The organism is Imperialibacter sp. EC-SDR9, assembly GCF_902498805.1.
Classification (GTDB): Bacteria; Bacteroidota; Bacteroidia; order Cytophagales; family Cyclobacteriaceae; genus Imperialibacter.
In genome coordinates this window covers 170044-188166 of the sequence record NZ_LR701580.1, presented here as the reverse complement: position 1 = coordinate 188166, position 18123 = coordinate 170044, and the positions used below count along the sequence as shown (strand labels likewise).

Annotated in this window: 16 protein-coding genes; 11 read left to right on the top strand and 5 right to left on the bottom strand. The window is 47.9% G+C overall.

Annotated features, from left to right (window positions below; translation table 11 throughout):
• Window positions 1-21 precede the first annotated feature (21 nt).
• Both cobA and GC130_RS10270 read left to right on the top strand, forming a co-directional pair.
• Complete coding sequence (cobA, locus tag GC130_RS10275; RefSeq protein ID WP_151998209.1) at window positions 22-804, top strand: uroporphyrinogen-III C-methyltransferase; 783 nt, start codon at window positions 22-24, stop codon at window positions 802-804.
• Window positions 801-1394 carry a bifunctional precorrin-2 dehydrogenase/sirohydrochlorin ferrochelatase gene (locus GC130_RS10270; RefSeq protein WP_151998208.1) on the top strand — a complete coding sequence of 198 codons (594 nt, stop codon included), beginning with the start codon at window positions 801-803 and terminating at the stop codon, window positions 1392-1394. The genes cobA and GC130_RS10270 overlap by 4 nt, the downstream gene beginning before the upstream one ends.
• 177 nt (window positions 1395-1571) lie before the next feature.
• Here the strand turns inward: GC130_RS10270 and GC130_RS10265 are convergent, their stop codons facing one another.
• The 3 genes from GC130_RS10265 to GC130_RS10255 form a co-directional block, all read right to left on the bottom strand.
• Window positions 1572-4196: a DUF5916 domain-containing protein gene (locus GC130_RS10265; RefSeq protein WP_151998207.1), complete on the bottom strand. Its 2625-nt coding sequence runs from the start codon at window positions 4194-4196 to the stop codon at window positions 1572-1574.
• A gap of 163 nt (window positions 4197-4359) precedes the next feature.
• A complete protein-coding gene (locus tag GC130_RS10260) occupies window positions 4360-6744 on the bottom strand; it encodes an ABC transporter permease (RefSeq protein WP_151998206.1) in 2385 nt (794 codons plus the stop codon).
• 244 nt (window positions 6745-6988) lie between these two features.
• The gene (locus GC130_RS10255) at window positions 6989-7903 is read right to left on the bottom strand and encodes a glutamate--tRNA ligase family protein (RefSeq protein ID WP_193217824.1); all 915 of its coding nucleotides are present in this window, start codon (window positions 7901-7903) and stop codon (window positions 6989-6991) included.
• 209 nt (window positions 7904-8112) lie between these two features.
• Between GC130_RS10255 and GC130_RS10250 the strand changes: the two genes are divergently transcribed.
• From GC130_RS10250 to GC130_RS10240, 3 genes are all read left to right on the top strand, one after another.
• On the top strand, window positions 8113-9705 hold the full coding sequence (locus GC130_RS10250; RefSeq protein ID WP_151998204.1) for an amidohydrolase: 1593 nt from the start codon (window positions 8113-8115) through the stop codon (window positions 9703-9705).
• A 178-nt stretch (window positions 9706-9883) separates the two neighbouring features.
• Window positions 9884-10633: a peptidase E gene (locus GC130_RS10245; RefSeq protein ID WP_151998203.1), complete on the top strand. Its 750-nt coding sequence runs from the start codon at window positions 9884-9886 to the stop codon at window positions 10631-10633.
• Between the two features lie 145 nt (window positions 10634-10778).
• Window positions 10779-11411 carry an alpha/beta hydrolase gene (locus tag GC130_RS10240; RefSeq protein WP_151998202.1) on the top strand — a complete coding sequence of 211 codons (633 nt, stop codon included), beginning with the start codon at window positions 10779-10781 and terminating at the stop codon, window positions 11409-11411.
• A gap of 61 nt (window positions 11412-11472) precedes the next feature.
• Here the strand turns inward: GC130_RS10240 and GC130_RS10235 are convergent, their stop codons facing one another.
• Window positions 11473-12651, bottom strand: coding sequence for an alpha/beta fold hydrolase (locus tag GC130_RS10235; protein ID WP_151998201.1), 1179 nt, complete (start codon window positions 12649-12651; stop codon window positions 11473-11475).
• A gap of 245 nt (window positions 12652-12896) precedes the next feature.
• Here GC130_RS10235 and GC130_RS10230 point away from each other — a divergent pair, with 245 nt between their 5' ends.
• Together GC130_RS10230 and GC130_RS10225 are read left to right on the top strand one after the other, a co-directional pair.
• Complete coding sequence (locus GC130_RS10230) at window positions 12897-13679, top strand: hypothetical protein (RefSeq protein ID WP_151998200.1); 783 nt, start codon at window positions 12897-12899, stop codon at window positions 13677-13679.
• Window positions 13680-13794: 115 nt separating this feature from the next.
• Window positions 13795-15093 (top strand): dienelactone hydrolase family protein, encoded by a 1299-nt coding sequence (locus GC130_RS10225; RefSeq protein ID WP_151998199.1) that lies wholly within the window; start codon window positions 13795-13797, stop codon window positions 15091-15093.
• An 18-nt stretch (window positions 15094-15111) separates the two neighbouring features.
• On the opposite strand, the gene GC130_RS10220 is transcribed toward GC130_RS10225, so the two are convergent.
• On the bottom strand, window positions 15112-15723 hold the full coding sequence (locus tag GC130_RS10220) for a TetR/AcrR family transcriptional regulator (protein WP_151998198.1): 612 nt from the start codon (window positions 15721-15723) through the stop codon (window positions 15112-15114).
• Between the two features lie 113 nt (window positions 15724-15836).
• Here GC130_RS10220 and GC130_RS10215 point away from each other — a divergent pair, with 113 nt between their 5' ends.
• The 4 genes from GC130_RS10215 to GC130_RS10200 all read left to right on the top strand — a co-directional run bounded on the left by GC130_RS10215 (window position 15837) and on the right by GC130_RS10200 (window position 18120).
• Window positions 15837-16613 carry a sterol desaturase family protein gene (locus tag GC130_RS10215; RefSeq protein WP_151998197.1) on the top strand — a complete coding sequence of 259 codons (777 nt, stop codon included), beginning with the start codon at window positions 15837-15839 and terminating at the stop codon, window positions 16611-16613.
• Window positions 16614-16803: 190 nt separating this feature from the next.
• The gene (locus GC130_RS10210) at window positions 16804-17139 is read left to right on the top strand and encodes a helix-turn-helix transcriptional regulator (protein WP_201568408.1); all 336 of its coding nucleotides are present in this window, start codon (window positions 16804-16806) and stop codon (window positions 17137-17139) included.
• On the top strand, window positions 17136-17645 hold the full coding sequence (locus GC130_RS10205; protein WP_151998195.1) for an SRPBCC domain-containing protein: 510 nt from the start codon (window positions 17136-17138) through the stop codon (window positions 17643-17645). The genes GC130_RS10210 and GC130_RS10205 overlap by 4 nt, the downstream gene beginning before the upstream one ends.
• A 7-nt stretch (window positions 17646-17652) precedes the next feature.
• Entirely contained in the window at window positions 17653-18120 is a 468-nt protein-coding gene (locus tag GC130_RS10200) for an SRPBCC family protein (protein ID WP_151998194.1), read from the top strand.
• Window positions 18121-18123: the final 3 nt, after the last annotated feature.

Sequence of the window (18123 nt, the reverse complement as noted above, 5' to 3'; positions counted from 1 at the left end):
TTATTTAATCAGCGCCCGACAATGAATACACAAATAAAAAACTTACCGAAAGTCTCGCTGGTTGGCGCCGGACCGGGCGATCCTGACCTAATTACGCTGAAAGCAGTAAAGGCCTTGCAATCGGCTGACGCAGTGCTTTACGACGCCCTGGTTAACGAAGACCTGCTCGACTATGCCCCTGCGTCGGCGGTCAGACTTTTTGTGGGCAAAAGAGCTGGCAGACATAGCTACAAGCAGGAGGAAATCAATAAGCTGATTGTGGAGCATGCCTATAACTACGGGCATGTGGTACGCCTGAAAGGCGGCGATCCTTTCATTTTTGGTCGTGGGCAGGAAGAAATGGATTACGTGAAAAATTTTGGGATTGATGTGGAAGTAATTCCTGGCATCAGCAGTTCACATGCTGTTCCAGCCATTAACAATATACCATTAACCGCCCGGGGTATGAGCGATAGCTTTTGGGTGATTACTGGTACCACCAGCGGCGGCAAAGTATCGAACGATCTCTATTATGCCGCCCAGTCAAATGCCACTGTTATCATCCTGATGGGCATGAACAAGCTGAAGGAGATTATGAGGATCTTTTCCCGGTTTCAAAAAGACGAAACGCCTGTCGCTATTATCCAGAATGGCAGCCTTCCCAATCAAAAAATGGGGATTGGCACTGTGTCGAACATCACCTCTATTGCCCGGGAAAAAAGACTCGGCAGCCCGGCCATTATCGTTATTGGTGAAGTGGTAAAAGTTGCGCAGAAGGAAGAATTCATGGCAACGATATTGGAACAACTGGAAAAGAAGGCATGAGCCAAAATACGCTCTTTCCGGTTTTCCTGAAGCTTGAGAACTTTAACACGCTGCTTGTGGGTGGCGGCAATGTGGGGCTCGAAAAGCTTACCGCTTTGCTGGTCAACAATCCATTGGCCAATGTAACCGTAGTAGCTGATCGCTTTTTAGAGGAAACTGAAAAGCTGGCAAAAAGCTCTCCGAATGTAGTCCTCACTTACAGAAAATTTGAGTTTGACGACCTGAAAAACAAGCAGCTGGTGATACTGGCCACCGACAACTTTGAACTACACAAAGAAATCAAGCTAAAGACAGCCGAGCTGGGCATTTTGACCAATGTAGCAGATACTCCGGCTCTGTGTGATTTTTACCTTGGCTCTATCGTTCGCAAAGGAGACCTGAAAATTGCCATTTCTACGAATGGAAAGTCCCCTACCCTGGCCAAGCGCATGCGGCAGTATTTGGAGGAAGCCATCCCCGACAGCATGCAGTCATTGTTAGACAATATGAAGACCTTTCGGGACAAACTAAAAGGTGACTTCTCTACGAAATTGGAAGTACTGAACGACCTCACTTCTTCCATGATAGAAAAAGAGAAGAAAGATAATTAAGAACCCTTCACGCTTAACACACCTCTTCGAAGTTGGAAGGGAGGAATAGGTAAAGAAAAAGGACTCGCTGCTGTGAGTCTTTTTCTTTTTTTGATGACAAAATTTGGCAACGCCGATAGCGGCCTTACTGGATTAAATAGTGCTTCTTGATGAGGTCATTTCGTGAATTTAAAGTCTCTACAAAACGAACCTATACGTAAACTTGAAAAGGAAAATATTGTGGCCCTTTTCCTCAAAATCAAAAGAGTATTTGTCGTGGCCAGGAATTGAATCGTAAAATGCGCCGTTTCTTTCTCTCGTCCAGACAACGAACAACGTGGAGCCCGGAATATACTCCCAGCGGACGACCATATTGGAGCGAAACTGACCAAAATTGAAGTCCGGTTTCCCGAAGGAGTAATCGGAGGTTCCGTCATTGTTTTCATCCACAAAATATTGGTCGCTGCTTGTTGACATGACACCGGCAGGGAGCAGAATGTAACGCTGCGCATATTCGGCCGCACTGGCGTCCGTAATTGATTTGAATTCACTGTATTTACCCGAGGTGCCGAAGGGCTGCCCGTAGTATTGCACCGAAAGATTCGGTGTGATCATGTAGGTAGCTCTAAAGACGACCCTGGCGGTTGTTTGGTCAATTGTGCCTACTATATACCTGTTCTCGCCTTCTGCGGTAGGAGACGACACATATTGCAACTGGTTCTCGCTGGTCTCGAAAGTAGGAGAAACAGAGATATTCAGGGCATTAGTTGGCCTAAGCGTGAAGTCCAGATACACACCTGCGTATCGCCGGTAACTTTCTTTACCTATCCCAAATTCCGGATTGATGTTTACATGGAATTTTTTTCTGGGGTCTGTGCCTGTATAAGCCCAAAAATTGAATACCCCAGGATAAGCAATGGTTGGGCCTCCACGCAAATCAGCATTGGAAGCACTTCGGACTCTGTAGGTAACACCACCTCCCGACTGCCAAAAATTTTTGAACTCAGCATGCGCATTTACATTGTATCCTTCGTTGAGGCTGCGCCAGCCAAAATCATACTCCCGCCACTGGTTGATATTGTAACGTTGCCAGCGAGTGATACCTTTGGGTTGCAGGATGCGGTATTGCATCCAGAACCACTGCGAAAAATTATCGGTTTGTGCCAGGTAGCCTATGTCGTTTAGCTCGAACCCGGGAGACTGCCAAACCAAACCCAGATCACTAATCAGATTACCACTTTTCTTCCCAACAATCACTTCACCACCAGTGCCACTCAAGGAGGTGCGTGTTGGGTCGTACTCAGTGTGATCATTGTCTGGCCTTTGAAAATATCGCTCCGACGACAGCTGTGTGTTGGAAATAGCCTCCATGCTTCCCTGCACATGACTCATCATTATTTTACTGCTGACATAATATTTTCGTTCACTCCAGTTATGCAGAAAATCGACGCCAGCTGAGTAGGCAGCGTCGTGCAGCCAGTCCAGTTGTTGGTCTTTAATATTGCGGTTTACTCCGGTGACAATACCTCCAAGAATTGTATTACCCTTGTTAATATCCTGCTGTCCACGAGCGACAAAGTAGTTGGTAAACGGCTCTATCTCCTCTTTTCTGGTGCTGCCGAGGCTATCGATTTCAGCATACTCTTTTGAGGTAGCGCTTTCAAGGATTCCCCAGGAAAATCCTTTCTTATTCTTGCCTGTGAGCTTGGCAGCACCAAGAATAGTCGTTCGATTATTGGGTTTTACGTACTCATTCACAGTGTCATCTCCCGAAGCATCGGTGTCCACACCTCCCTGGGGCTGGCGACCAATGCGGCGTGAGTAAAACAGAATATTGCCGTCGTTTTGCGAAACAGGAAAGTTGAGTGTATTATTTCCTTCGGTAAAGAAGGGCCTCCGCTCCTGAAAGAAAAGCTCGAAGGCGCTGAGGTTGACCTGAGATGGATCGGCCTCTACCTGGCCAAAATCCGGATTTACGGTAAGGTCGAGGGTGACGTCGCTGGTGATCCCGATTTTTGCGTCAAGACCCACATCTACTCCAGCAGAGCGGCCGGTTGTGTATGGATTGCCCTCTTCTTTTTCAAAGCGCTCCATTTTAGTCACTATATAGGGTTGTATTTCAAGCTGTTTCTGTGGCTTTATTCCCTTGATTCCAGTCATTTCCCCCATCAGGTGTACATAACCGGCAGCATCAGGAGGGATATACTGCCACTGCGAGCGCTCCTGGTTGCGGAAGAAAAGGCGCTGCACTTGTATGCCCCAGGTTAACTCTGGTTTTTCAGCGAATCGAAGCTGGCTTAGCGGAATTCTTATTTCGGCGACCCAGCCCTCTTCATCAATGCTTGTTTTGAGATACCAAATTGGATCCCAGCTGTCGTCCCAATTGTCACCATTGTTCGAAATGTACTCATCACCCTTTACACCTGAGACCGACGAGGTGAAGGAGAATGCAGTCCTTTTATCGTAGTAGCTGTCAATATTAATTTCTACCCAGTCTCCATCGAAGCCGTCCCGCCGTGACATACGTTTCACTATTTTTTCTGGTTCGGGATCATAGCACCTGAAAGCCACATAAAGGTTTTTGGCGTCGTAGAGTATCTTAAATTTGGTCTGAACTGACGCTGGCTTCCCCTTATCAGGGTTCACCTGGCGAAAATCACCTCCAGCCCAATCTACTTCGTTCCAAACGGGGTCATCAATATATCCATCTATTTCAGGTGCAGCCCCTATGATATGCGCAGTGGTATATGATTTAGTAGAGTCAATTTGGGCCTGGGTAAAAAAATGGCAGGCCATCAAAAAAAATAAAATGGTGTCCTTCATTGATAATAATAGAATTGCTACCGTATAGCACTACCAAAGACTCCAAACGTTACACTTCCGACGCAAATTATTTTGAAATATTAAAAAGAAATATGCAAAGGCGCAGATTTGATGGGTCAAACCAACAAGCTTGTATAGTCTGCACCTTTGCATAAAAATTAGCCTACTCTGTTCGCAGTGATCCGGCAGGGTTTCTTATCGCTGCTTTGATCGACTGGTAGCTGACGGTCAAAACTGAAATGAGCACCGCTGCTCCCGTTGCAGCAATGAAGAACCACCACTTCAACTCGATGCGGTAAGCAAAGCCGTCGAGCCAGCCGTCCATGGAGTGCCACGCAATGGGCACTGCAATCAGGCAGGCCACTACCACCAGCTTCAAAAACTCCTGAGAAAGCAAAAATACTATTCCCTGCACAGAGGCTCCCAGCACTTTGCGGATGCCTATCTCCTTCACCTTTTGCTCGGCAGTAAAAGTGGACAGTCCAAAAAGTCCAAGGCAGGCAATAAAGATGGACAGCCAGGTAAAGTTCTGAATCAGGCCCGCAAACTCTTCGTCACTTTCGTATTGGCGACCAAATTCCTCATCGAAGAAGGTGTACTCATATGGGTGGGCTGGTAACATCGTTTTCCATGTGCTTTCCATAGCCGCCAGTACTTCTTTCGTCAGAGAAGCATCAATTTTAACAGAAAGTGTTGAGGTCGCATTGGGGTTGTAGGGAATGATGATGGGTTCAATCCTGTGACGCATATTAGCGAAGTGAAAGTTCTTCACCACGCCCACGACCGTTCTTTCAGCCGGCCCATACCCAATCTTTCTTCCAACCGGCTCATCCCAGCCCAGAGCAGCGGCTGCAGCTTCATTGATAATCAGGCTTTGCTGTTCGTCGGCAGGAAAGTCTTTCGAGTAATTCCTCCCCTTTACTATTTCCATACCCATTAGCGGAAAATAGTCTTCGTTGACTGACATCACGCTCACGATCCACACATCATCAGGGTCGCTTCCCTCCGGCCGAATGCCTCTGCGCCCAAAGCCTCTCCCAGGCATGCTCGATGAATAGGCTGCTGACAAAACGCCTCTCTGCTGTAGCAGCTCGTTTTTCATCGCCTCCGCCTTCTGCTGAACGGTCTGGTCGCTTAGGCTTAGTGTAATAATCTGCTCCTCAGAAAAGCCCTTGTCGATGCTTTTGATATAGTTGAGCTGCCTTCCTACCACCACTGTGCCGATGATCATAGTTACAGAAGCTGTGAACTGAATGATCACCAGCGACCTGCGAAGCCACACCCCACTCTTGCCCGTTTTGAAGTTGCCACGGAGTACCTTGAGAGCCTGGAAGCCAGACAAGAAAAAGGCCGGGTAAAAACCTGCAAGTACCCCAATACCCAATGTAATGGCGACAATGCCGACCACAGTGGTCGCATCAGAAAGGAGATAAGCCAACAGGTTACCAGGGATGCCAAAATCAAGGTAGCTGGACAAGAGGCCAACTGCCAGCAGCGAAACTAACGTGGCGATTGTACACAACAGAATGGCTTCGCTTAGAAACTGAACGACCAGTTGTGGCTTGTAGGCCCCCAATACTTTGCGCATGCCCACTTCTTTAGCTCGATTAGCCGAGCGGGCTGTGCTGAGGTTCATAAAGTTGAAAGTGGCAATGAGAATAACAAACAATCCCACCATCAGCAGTGTGTACACATAGTTGAGATCTGTTTTTGCGAAGTTGAAGTTGTCGAACAGTATGCCCGTAGAGCTCAGATGCACATCATTGAGCGGTTGTAAAGTGACCGAAAAATTCTCACCCACATCATTTTTTCTGATCAGCGCTTCCATGTCGGCTTCCGTAGTTTCCTCGCTGGCATCAGGCTCAAGCACTGCATAAGTGGTAATAGCTATAGACCGCCAGGTGCTGAGAAACTGCCTGGTAGAGCTGTCCGCTTCGGTGGGCACAAGTGATGCCATAAGGTCAAACCTCAAGTGGGTATTAGAAGGCAGGTCTTTCACAATGCCCACCACCTGCATGTTGGTTGAGTTATCGATTTCAACTGTTTTGCCCATCGGATCTTCAATGCCAAATACTTTCCTGGCGAAGCTCTCGGTCAAAACCGCAGTGTTGGGACTGAGTAACACTGTTTCTTTGTTGCCAGCCAGCAGCTCCAGGTCGAACACATTGAAAATCGAGTTTTCGACGTAAGCGCAGTTCTCCGTGTAAAGCGGCACGTCGTTGTACTCCACCAGGTTACGGCCGCTGTAGCTGACCCGTGTGATTTCCTTCACCTGGCTCAGTTCGGTTTTCATGGCCGGGCCAATAGCTGGCATGGTGATGCCTACCAGGTTGCTGCTAACTCCCAGGGCTTCGTCGATGGTGAGCACCCTATAGGTGTTGTCCTTTTGGCTGTTCCAGTTGTCAAAACTGAGCTGGTTTTTGGCAAAAAGAAAGATAAGAAGCGCACATGTGAAGCCTACAATGAGGCCTCCGAGATTAATAACCGAGGTTTCCCTGCTTTTCAGGAGGTGCCTGAAAGCAAGTTTGAGGTAGTTTCCAATAAGCATAATTAGTCCTTTTTTGAGTTGTCCTTTTGTATTCTACTGAATTTTAGAATGTTCAGCTCTTCAATATAACAGTATTCGTTGTTGCAGTAAGGGATTTAACGATTTTTAACGCATGGGTTGCTAAAAGTTGCGGATCGGCAAATTACGAAATGGTTACAGAGAATTCGGACGTTGGTTGGGGTGAAAAAGGTAGGGATTTTTTTGAGCCCGCAAGGACGAAGAGAACAACCGCCGACTTTGCCACTTAGTTAGAAATAGTTCGTGCAACACGCTCAAAAGAAAACTGCTTCATCATCTCCTCCAAACTCCCGCACGCCTCCGGTGGAACGCCAAGCCAGCCCCCAAGCTTTCGGAGCAGCTTTGCCTTGTCCTGAGAAAACTCATCCAACACGGCTGAAGACTGCTGCGACTTGGAAAGCTTCCGTCCCTCGTCCATGATCAGGGCGTGATGAAAAAATTCAGCCTGAGAAAAAGCTCTCAACCCCAACTTTTCAGCCAAATAAAGCTGTGCAACAGAGCTCTCAAAAAGGTCTTCTCCTCTCGCAATCATGTTCACACCAAAGTACTCATCGTCGACCACCGAAGCCAAATGATAAGCTGGGATGCCGTCCCTCCTTCTCACCACAAAATGAGACTGTGAGTACGGCAACTCCTCCACACTCAGCGCTTGTTTGTAACGCTTCATCTGTACCACAGCCATGCCATCGGTCTTCAACCGCCAGCTGATGTCATGGTCATCCAGGTCAAGACCCTTATACTGGCATATTCCCTTGTAGTTATGCTCTTCTATTAGTTTTTTCACCAACTTCCGGGAGCAATCGCAGCCAAACACCGCCTCCTCTTTTTTCAGATTTTGCAGAGCAGTCTCATACAACTCCATCCGCCGTAGCTGTGAGTATTCTTTCTCAAACTGTTGAACAGAAGAAGGCCCCAAATCCCAGTCCAGCCCCAGCCATTCCAGCGTGCGAAAAATGCTCTCCACATACTCCGGCCTCACCCTTTCCTGATCCAGGTCGTCGATCCGGAGTAAAATTTGTCCATTATTTTTTCTGGCTAATAGCCAGGTGATAAGAAAAGAATAAACGTTACCCACGTGTAAAAAACCACTGGGCGTGGGTGCAAATCGGGTAATGGGCGCAGGTAGCTGTAACTTTTGCAAACCGTTTACAAACGTTGTTTTTTCCGTTCGTCTAAGTTCGTCTGGTAAAAACGAAAAAGCCAGATTACTTCAATGAATATTTGACAATCAAAACCTAATTAATGAACGTCACTTCGAACCGCCACTAGGTGGGAGAAGTCTCCTCAAGGTGACTCTGCTCTCCAAGGGGGAACCTCTCTTCCAGGAGTTCTAACACTAAACCGTTTACTATGAAAAAGATTCTTACTGTTTGTTTTATGCTGGCATGCGCCCCTGCACTGTTGATGGGCCAGGCCAAAAAGTACAGTGCCAAACAAATTGAGGCGCTGAAGAAAGAAGCGGCCGCCAAAGTAGAGGCTAACGCCAAACTGGCGCAGGTAATGGTCGACAAGGTATTCAGCTTTTCGGAGCTCGGCTTCCAGGAGGTGGAAACATCCAAATACCTCACCGGTATTCTGGAAGAAAATGGCTTCACCATTGAACAAGGCATTTCGGGCATTCCTACCGCCTGGTTTGCAAAATGGGGCAACGGCAAGCCCGTGATCGCTATCGGCTCTGACCTTGACTGCATCCCAAAGGCATCGCAGAAGCCCGGCGTAGCCTACCACGATCCGATTGTGGAAGGTGCTCCCGGCCACGGTGAAGGGCACAACTCAGGCACGCCGCTCAACATTGCCGCCGTGTTGGCAGTGAAGGAAATCATGGAGCGGGAAAAAATGTCAGGCACGCTGATTGTTTGGCCTGGTGTGGCTGAAGAGCTGGTAGGCACAAAGGCGTTCTACACCCGTGATGGCTATTTCGACGATGTGGACATTTCGATCTTTACGCACGTAGGCAATAACTTTGGCGTTTCCTACGGGCAAGCCTCCGGTACCGGCCTGATCTCTGTGGAGTACTCTTTTGAGGGTGAGGCCGCCCATGCTGCTGGTGCCCCCTGGAGAGGCAAGAGCGCTTTGGATGCCGTAGAGCTTACGTCCATCGGCTGGCAGTACCAGCGGGAGCACCTTGATCCGCTACAGCGGTCGCACCACGTGATCAAAGACGGCGGTGACCAGCCCAATGTGGTGCCATCCAAGGCTTCTATCTGGTTTTACTACCGCAACGTGACCTACCCAAAAATCATGGAGATGTATGAAAAGGGCAACCGCATCGCCGATGGTGCCGCCATGATGACGGGAACGACAGTTACCCGGAGAGTGTTGGGCAGCGCCTGGCCCCGCCACTTCAACAAAGTGATTGCAGAAACCATGTACGAGAACATTAAAAAGGTTGGCCTGCCTACCTGGAGTGATGACGACCAGACTTTGGCTAAGGCGCTGCAAAAGGAGCTCGGCAACCCCAAGCAGGAGGGGCTACCAACGGCACTCGACACGCTGAAACCACCGACACGTAATTTCGTGAGCGGCGGTTCTGACGACATCGGTGATATCAGCTGGAAGCTGCCTACAGTCACCATGCGTTTTCCCTCCAATATCCCCGGGCTGCCCGGTCACCATTGGGCCAATGCCGTAGCCATGGCGACACCTATTGCCCACAAGGGGGTAGTGGCGGGTGCAAAAGCCGAGGCCATGACTTTGGTGGATTTTCTGCTGAAGCCAGAGCTGGTAACACAGGCCTGGGACTATTATCGCAACGTGCAAATGATGGACACTGAGTACAAGCCCATGATTGCTGACGATGAGAAGCCGGCAACTCATTTGAATACCGAAATTCAGGATGAATTCCGACCTCAACTAAAGCCGTTTTACTACGACGAAAGCAAATATGGCACCTACCTTGAGCAGTTGGGCATTAAGTACCCGACGGTGAAGAGTGAGCAATAAAATTTTTCAAAAATTTGGATGAAGGTGATTTTAAAGGCCACACAGATGTCAGGTTGAGCTTGTCGAAACCCTATCGATTACGTTTTATAAATATTTCGACAGGCTCAATATGACAGTGTGACTGCAAAGCCTTTAAAATCACCTCATTAACTATCACCATGCCACTTAATTTATAGCAATGAAAAAATTAATCCTACTCAGCCTCGCCATTCTATCTGCAACAGGTTTCGCTCTTGCCCAGGATCAGTACATTTTCCCTTTTGGCGGTGGGCAGAACAAACTGTTCATCAAAGAAATCATTAAGCTAACCGGGAAAGAACGGCCGAAGATCTGCTACCTGCCTACTGCTTCTGGCGACAGCCAGCAGGGGATTATCCGCTTTTATGAACTGGTTCATGACCTGTCAGTAGAGCCATCGGTGCAACGAGTATGGATCAGCTCATATAACCAAAAGCAGACGTTTGAAGAGGCGCTGCTCAATGTAGATGCTATCTATGTAGGCGGCGGCAACACCCTCAACATGATGGCTATCTGGAAAGCCCAGGGCATTGATGTAGTGCTCAAAAAGGCACTTGAGAAAGGCATCATCCTGGCAGGCGGAAGTGCCGGTTCGCTCTGCTGGTTCGACAATGGCACCACCGACTCCCGCCCCATCGAGCTGACGGTTGTGGAAGGTCTTGGATTCCTTCCTTATAGCCATAGCCCGCATTATGACGCCGAAGAATTTCGCCGCCCGCTCTACATGAAAAATATCGAAACCGGCATCTTCAAAGCTGGCTACGCCATGGACAACTACTCAGGCATCATTTTCAAAAACGGTAAGCCTTTCAAAGTGGTCGCCACCAAACCAGAAGCCAATTGCTACTTCGTGTCGATGAAAGATGGCAAAGTAGTGGAGGAGAAGCTGGAGAAGGTGATTTTGGAGTGAGCTGGCCAGACTCTTTTTGTAAAAATCATGTGCACTTTGTTATATAATGTCAGACTATATCCTGACGAAATCGAACTGCATGTCAGGTTATAGCCTGACTAATAACTACCTTCAACAATCTCCGATACAAACAATCAAGCGGCGCATGCGGCTAACAATAATTGTCATCATTCTTTGCACGTCGCTGCTTTCGTGCGCTGCCAACGACGAGCGCTACCTGTTTTTTCTGCACAACAAGTGGATAGAAGATCATGAGCTTAATGAAGGTCATCCCAAATACGGCAGGGCTGAGTACCAGGAGATCGTAAGCGCTTTTAAGAAAGAGGGGTTTACAGTGATCAGCGAAAAAAGAAAGGCCAATACCGACGAGAAAACCTACGCCCGCCAAGTAAAGGAGCAGATCGACAGCTTGCTTCAAATGGGTGTTGAGCCAGGCAAAATCACTGTCGTTGGAACGTCTAAGGGCGGATTCATAGCGCAGTATGTTTCGACCTATGCAAGAAATGAGCAGCTGAATTTTGTGTTTATCGGTAGCTCTTATGAAGGGCTGGTGGAGCAAATCCCTGACATTGACCTGTGCGGCAATATCCTGGCGATTAACGAAAAAACTGACCATGGCTCTGTATCACTTGCCGGCAGAATAGAAAAATCGACCTGCCATATAGGGCATTTCAAAAACATCGAACTCAATACCGGCAAAGAGCACGGCTTCCTCTTTCCGCTAATGAAGGAGTGGTTTGAGCCGACCGTGAAGTGGGCCAGAAAAGATTACCAATAGTCTAACCGACGATGCGCTGGTGGGTGAAGACAGCCCACCAGAACGGCGATATCATCCCGCATCACTTCAAATACTTATCCGCAAAAATGATAAACTGCGCCCAGTCGTAGAAAGTTAAGTCGTGAATGCCTGTGCGGTTGTGGTACGACAACGGCCAGGCAATGATGGGGCTATCAGGCTTTGGAGGTGTGGCGGGCAGGTGCGACTGACGGCTGTACAGATTAAACACCGGCTCGGCATTTCGCATCGCCAGGTAGGTGCCGGTGGGATCAGCCCAAAGGTCTTCGGTGGCATTGGTGGCATACACAGGCCGTGGGGCCGCCAGGGCAATCAGCATGTGCTGATCGACAGGAAGCGCCGCTTCGTTGCCGTTGTACTTTTTGTAATTGGCGTTGAACCAATGCGGAAAGGCGGTATTGATGACTTCCACGGTTTCCCCAAAATTCCTTTTTGACAAAGCGGCCCCTGTGTTCCCGGAACAGTTGGTCACACACATGGCAAAGCGCTGGTCTTTCGCAGCTGCCCACAAAGAAGCTTTTCCTCCACGGGAATGGCCGACTACAATCACCTTGTTGTGATCTACCAACGCTTCTTTTTCGAAGTAATCCAGCACCCTGCTTGCACCAAAGGCCCAGGCGCCAATGGCTTTCATGCCGTTGTCTCTGGTGAGCTCATCAGGGAAGAGCCTCAGCAAGCCGTTCTGGTAAGTGTCTTTGTCATCGGGTGCCGCATCACTCACATGGAAGGCAGCAATGCCATAGCCCGCTGCGATCACCTGCTCGGCAGGCCAGAAGCCCATGATGGTGTCACGTGAGGCCAGGGTATTTTTCGGGCTTCGATTGTTGATCAGCAGAAAAGTAGCTACTGCCTTTTTTGCCAGTTGTGGGGTAAACAGCACCACATGGATGGTGGCGTGCTGCCCGTTGTTGTAAATGGTCACCTCAGTTTCCTTCAGGTGTGCCGCTCCCTGCATCACACCGGGCTGGTCGTTGACAACCTTGAACGAAATACTGTCGAATGCTTTCGGCATTGTGCCATACACATTGTCCTCAAATAATTGGAGTACCTCTGCCCTCCTCGACGCTTCCCATTGGCTTTTGTTCTTTACTGTTTTCCCGTTGCTGTCTACTAGCAGCGGAGGGAGGGTGTAAGTACCTGCTTTGGACTCGTCGTAGTTTTGGGCGGAGACGGGTTGGAAAACGAGAAGAGATAAGGTAATTAGAATTAGTGATGGGGTCATAGCGCATTTGGAAAGTGGAGGGTAAAAGGTACGAAAATAGCAGGAGGTTTAAAGGATGCACGTCACCTATCTGGAAGTCCCTGGAGCCGACGAGGCAATAAGAAAATGAACAAACTAGGTGATTTGGGCGGTTGCGCTATGTCAATTCGCAAACTTGAACACCCTAGCAATATCATGAATGACGCAAATAATATTAGAAGAAGTAGACAGTTCTTATATTCGATTTCTACTACCAATTCTTGCGAATGAAGAATAGCTTTTTGATTGCTTTGACTATGGCTGTCTTGTTTCAGGTTCGGGGCCAACCAGCTAGGTTCATTTATTCCGGTGCTGTGACTGACACAGTACACTATTTCACCCCAATTCTGAAACGCCTCATATCTGAAGGAAAAATTGACACTACTGAAAGGATGGAGGAAAAGTTCGTGTTCTGGTCAAACTTAGAGCGAAATAGGATCAGACTTTTGCTTTTTGAAGAGCCAGTAATTGAAGAAGCGGAGTCCGTAGTGCTTCGAATTTGTTATTTTCCATGCCACGACGTTAGCAGAATAGTTAGAATCGAGAGTTCTCCAAATGGGTATCGGGCGGTTTGCAAGACCGAAGCTGACAATTCATATAAACTATCATACTTCGATCAGGAGAAATTAACTAGCCGGGAAATTTCGAAACTGCGAAGGAAAATCAAAAAAATGGGAGTAGAAGTCTGGCCCACTTACAAGAACGATATATTTGAGAAGTCGGCGATCTCAGATTCTCTGAAATTTAGATTTAAGACGAGTGAATTTGCACTAGACAGTTCGCTATTTCAAAGAAATATTGACCTCATAACTTATCTTGAAATCGGGGAATTAGAGCCTTTCATTTCAGAAAATATAGAGATGCTCAACCGTTCGCACTTTTGCGCTCCAGATTGGATTCTTGAGTGGAGGGAGAATGGACAGTACAAGGTGATTAAAAGGAGCAGCCCAAGTTTTGATCTAGAATCTCTTTTACGTGATTTTTTTCGCTTTTGCGACAGCAACAACTAGTTACCCCAACTGTAGGTTAGAAAACCTGCAAAGCCGTTGAACACCTCCCCCTCCAAAACCTTCCCCCAATTCCCGTGTTTTCTCTATATTGAAACACTACTTACTTCAACTACCTATGACACGCCGCCCTGCCCTATTTATCTTTCTGCTTCTTGTTGTTTCCAGCATTTGCCAGCCAGCTTTTAGCCAAAGCGCTCAGAAAACCTTCATTTACGGCGATGCACTGCCCGATGCTCCCGAGCTATCGGCCAGAGGCAGTTATGCAGTAGGCGTGCAAACCATAGAAGTGGTGAACAAAAACCAGGTGGATGTCCTGAGCTATGCCAAAGACAGCCTAGCCCGCTACGACCGAAAGCTGACGCTGGAGGTGTGGTACCCCACCAGTGCTCCGGCTGCCGTGATTAGCTACGATGAAGTGATGGGGCAAAATGGCAATCCTAACCGCCCCATCATCCCCTTTACCTTTGCTGGCAGAGCTACCCGAAAAGCGGCGCCACTGCTAAAAGACAGCCCCTATCCGCTGGTGATTGTGTCGCACGGCTACACAGGTTCCCGCTACCTGATGACCTACCTCACGGAAAACCTGGCTTCCAAGGGCTATGTGGTGGTCTCCATCGATCACATGGAGTCTACGTTCAGAGATGCGGCGGGCTTCCCTAGCACCCTGCTCAATCGCTCGCTGGATGATCTTTTTGTGCTGAACGAAATGGCCAGGCTTAGCAAAGACAAGAGTTCTTTTCTGGCAGGCCTGGTGAATACCGACAACACAGCGCTCGTCGGCTACTCCATGGGTGGCTATGGTGCTGTGAATGTGGCAGGTGGTGGCTACAGTCAGCAAGCCGTGGAGCTATTTGGTGGCATGACGGGGGGTAGCAAGGCTTTGGCCGTACGCATGAGAGGCAATGCTGCTTTTGAAGCTTCCATCGATCCGAGGATCAAAGTGATTGTGGCCTTTGCTCCATGGGGCATGGAAAGAGGACTTTGGGATGCGGAAGGACTGGCTGGTATCAAAATTCCATCGCTGTTTGTCGCTGGCAGCATGGACGATGTTTCCGGCTATGAAAAAGGCATCAAAGCCATTTATGAAGGTGCTGTCAATTCCGACAGGTATATGCTCACTTATATCGACGCACGGCACAATGTGGCGCCCAACCCACCGCCGGTGGAGGCCATGCAGCCGGGGTTGAATATCAACGAATACCTGCGCTATGCTGATTCGGTGTGGGACATGCGCCGGATCAATAATATCAATCAACACTTTGTTACTGCCTTTTTGGGCATGCATTTAAAGGGCATCACGGACTACAAGAAATTCCTTGATGTGCCTGTCAATTCGAGCGAAGAAGTGTGGACGGGTTTCAAGCCAAGGACATCAATTGGCTTACAGTTGGTGCATGACGGCCCTCAAAAATAAAGAAGCAAGACCGCAGACCTAACTTTCGAACAATAACTCGAGGTAGTTTTTGAAGTGCTTCAGCTGCTCGGCAGTTAGCTTTGGTTCATTCAGCGCTTTTGAAATAATAAAGGCTCCTTCGAGAATGACAACAAACTGATCAGAGAGCGATTTCTTATCGACAGGTATTTTCATGCCGTGTACTTTGATCGTTTCATCCAGCATTTCTTCCAGGGCGCTTCTCCAGGTAAGAATGGCATCTGATATTTTCTGCTTAATCTCATCACTGAATTGACTTGGCTCATAACTATACGAACCATACAGGCAACCGGGGTAGGGTGCTTCCAGAGTAGCCATCATGTCCACGTAACGCTGAACAAATTTAAGCAATCGTTGCCGTGGGTCGCCTATTAAAGGAGCAGTCTCCTTCAAGGCGTTGTCAAGATCAGCCAGGTCTTCGGCTGAAAAAACATCCATTAAAGTCCTGGCCAGGTCGGCTTTCGATTTGAAATGATAGAAGAACGCCCCTTTTGTAATTTGGCTCCGCTCCAAAATTTGGTCGACCGAGGTACCCGCAAAACCATTTTCCAATACGAGTGCCTTCGACTCTGCCAATATTTTATCCCTGGTGGGCTTTCCATCTCTCGCCATAGCCCAAATATAAAAAAAATTAAACAGACTAGTTGGTATAAAAATAACTATCTCTATATTTGCACCAACTAGTCTGTTTAGTTAAATCATTTTTTTAGTTTAAATCATTTTTTATGTCGACACCATTAGAAATTCTGCTTGATCCTCTGTCTCTTATTGTCATCGGGATGTTTGCAACGCTCTACATTTGGGAACAACTTTTCCCAAGAAACAAAAACATGCCCAGGATTAAATACGCTACACTAAGAGGCCTGACAGGCTTTGCCGTATTTTTTTTCCTGAACTCCTATTTACCCTATTTCACCGACGGCTTTCTTGCCAGCTATCAGCTGCTTGACTTGTCCTGGATGCCAACGGCCACACAGGTAATCATTGGCCTGTTTTTTTACCAGTTTCTGCTCTACTTCTATCACAAAGCCATGCACAAGTCGGATTTTCTCTGGAAAGTGGCACACCAGATGCACCACAGTGCGGAACGTGTAGATATTCCGAGTACATATTATTTCAGTGTGATGGACATGGTGGGCTTTACATTGCTGGGAAGCTTCTGTTTTGCATTTTTTATGGGCTTATCGGCCCCGGCTATCAGCATCATTATTTTTTCGCTGAATTTTTTAAGCCAATTCCAGCATGCCAATATCAAAACACCAGTATGGCTGGGCTACTTTATTCAAAGGCCTGAGCAGCATGCGGTGCACCACGCCCGTGGGGTACACAAATACAACTACTCCGACTTCCCCATGTATGACTACATCTTCGGCACGTTCAAAAATCCGGACGATTACCAGGGGGCGAACGGATTTTACGATGGTGCTTCGGCCAGAATTGGCGAGATGCTGCTTTTCAAAGATGTGTCTGCCCAACCTGAGGAAAAGCAGGTCGGAGCTTAGCTGGAAGGGTAGTTATACAGATATAGCTACCCTTTTTTCCGTCTTACTTTTTGCATACGCATCTCCATTGGGATGTTTTAAGCCTCCGCTTTTTTGGAAGGCTTTTTTTCTGTCACGGAAAAAATTTTCGACTCAATTATTGCGCAAGTAAATGCTTGCGTATATATTTGCAAGCAAACACTTGCATATTATGGAGGCCAGACGAGATGTATTTCAGGCAATAGCAGACCCTACCCGGCGGGAGATCATCGGTATGGTGGCCCACCAATCGCTCAATGTAAATTCCCTGGCGGAGAAATTTGATGTGAGCAGACAGGCGGTGTCCCTTCATGTTAAAATTTTACAAGAGTGCGGATTGATCTCCATTCGTCAGCAAGGCCGGGAGCGCTACTGCGAGGCCAAACTGGAAGGCCTTGGGGAAGTGTCGCAATGGATTGAGCAATACAAGCAATTCTGGATGGACAAATTCGATTCACTCGATAAATACCTGACCAAACTTCAATCAGAAAAAAAGACCGACAAATGACAGCTGCAACAATTTCAGACAAAGACAAGCTAAGGCTGTCTTATGAGTTCAATGCTCCCAAGGAGCTAGTTTTCAATGCCTTTAGCACAGCCGAAGCACTGAACGAATGGTGGGGACCTGTGGAAACTAAAAACAGTGCTATCAGCCTCGACTTCAGGCCCGGTGGTGTCTTCCATTTCAAAATGGATTTCAATGGCAACGTGAACTATGCCAGGTTTTTGTTCAAAACCATTGAGCCCTACGACTTGCTGGAGTTTTCCAATGCTTTTGCGGACGAACAGGCTAATCCAATTCCAGCGCCCTTCGACGTAACGCTTCCGGTGGAAATATTCTATAGCCTCCGTTTTACGGAAACAAATGGAAAAACTACGATTCACCTGACCGGTGAGCCCATCAACGCCAGCCAGGCAGAAATAGAGGGCTTTGTCTCAATCAATGAAAGCATGCACGAGGGGTTTGAAGGCACATTCGCAGCACTGGCGGCTTTCCTGGACAAACAAAAATAAACAGAACATGGCAGAGAAAATTACAGACACTTCGGACAGGGAGCTCCGTATTTCCCGGCTGTTCGACGCCCCCATTGGGCTGATGTGGGAGGTGTGGACTGACCCCAATCACCTGAAAAACTGGTGGGGGCCGGATGGCTTCACCAACACTATCAGTAAAATGGACGTGAGAAATGGCGGCGAATGGAGCCTGGTCATGCATGGTCCGGACGGCACCGATTACCCCAATGAGAGCGTTTTTACGGAAGTGATCGAGCACAAAAAGATCGTTTACAAACACACTTCGCCGCCGTCCTTCGTGACAACGGTAGAATTTGAACCTCAGGGTGACAAAACACTGATGCACTGGCACATGCTGTTCGAAAGCAGGGAGCAATTCATTGAAGTAGTGAAAAAGTACGGCGCCGACGAAGGCCTGAAACAGAACATCGAAAAACTTGCCCAGTACCTGACACAGTTTGTTACAAAAAAATGAGAA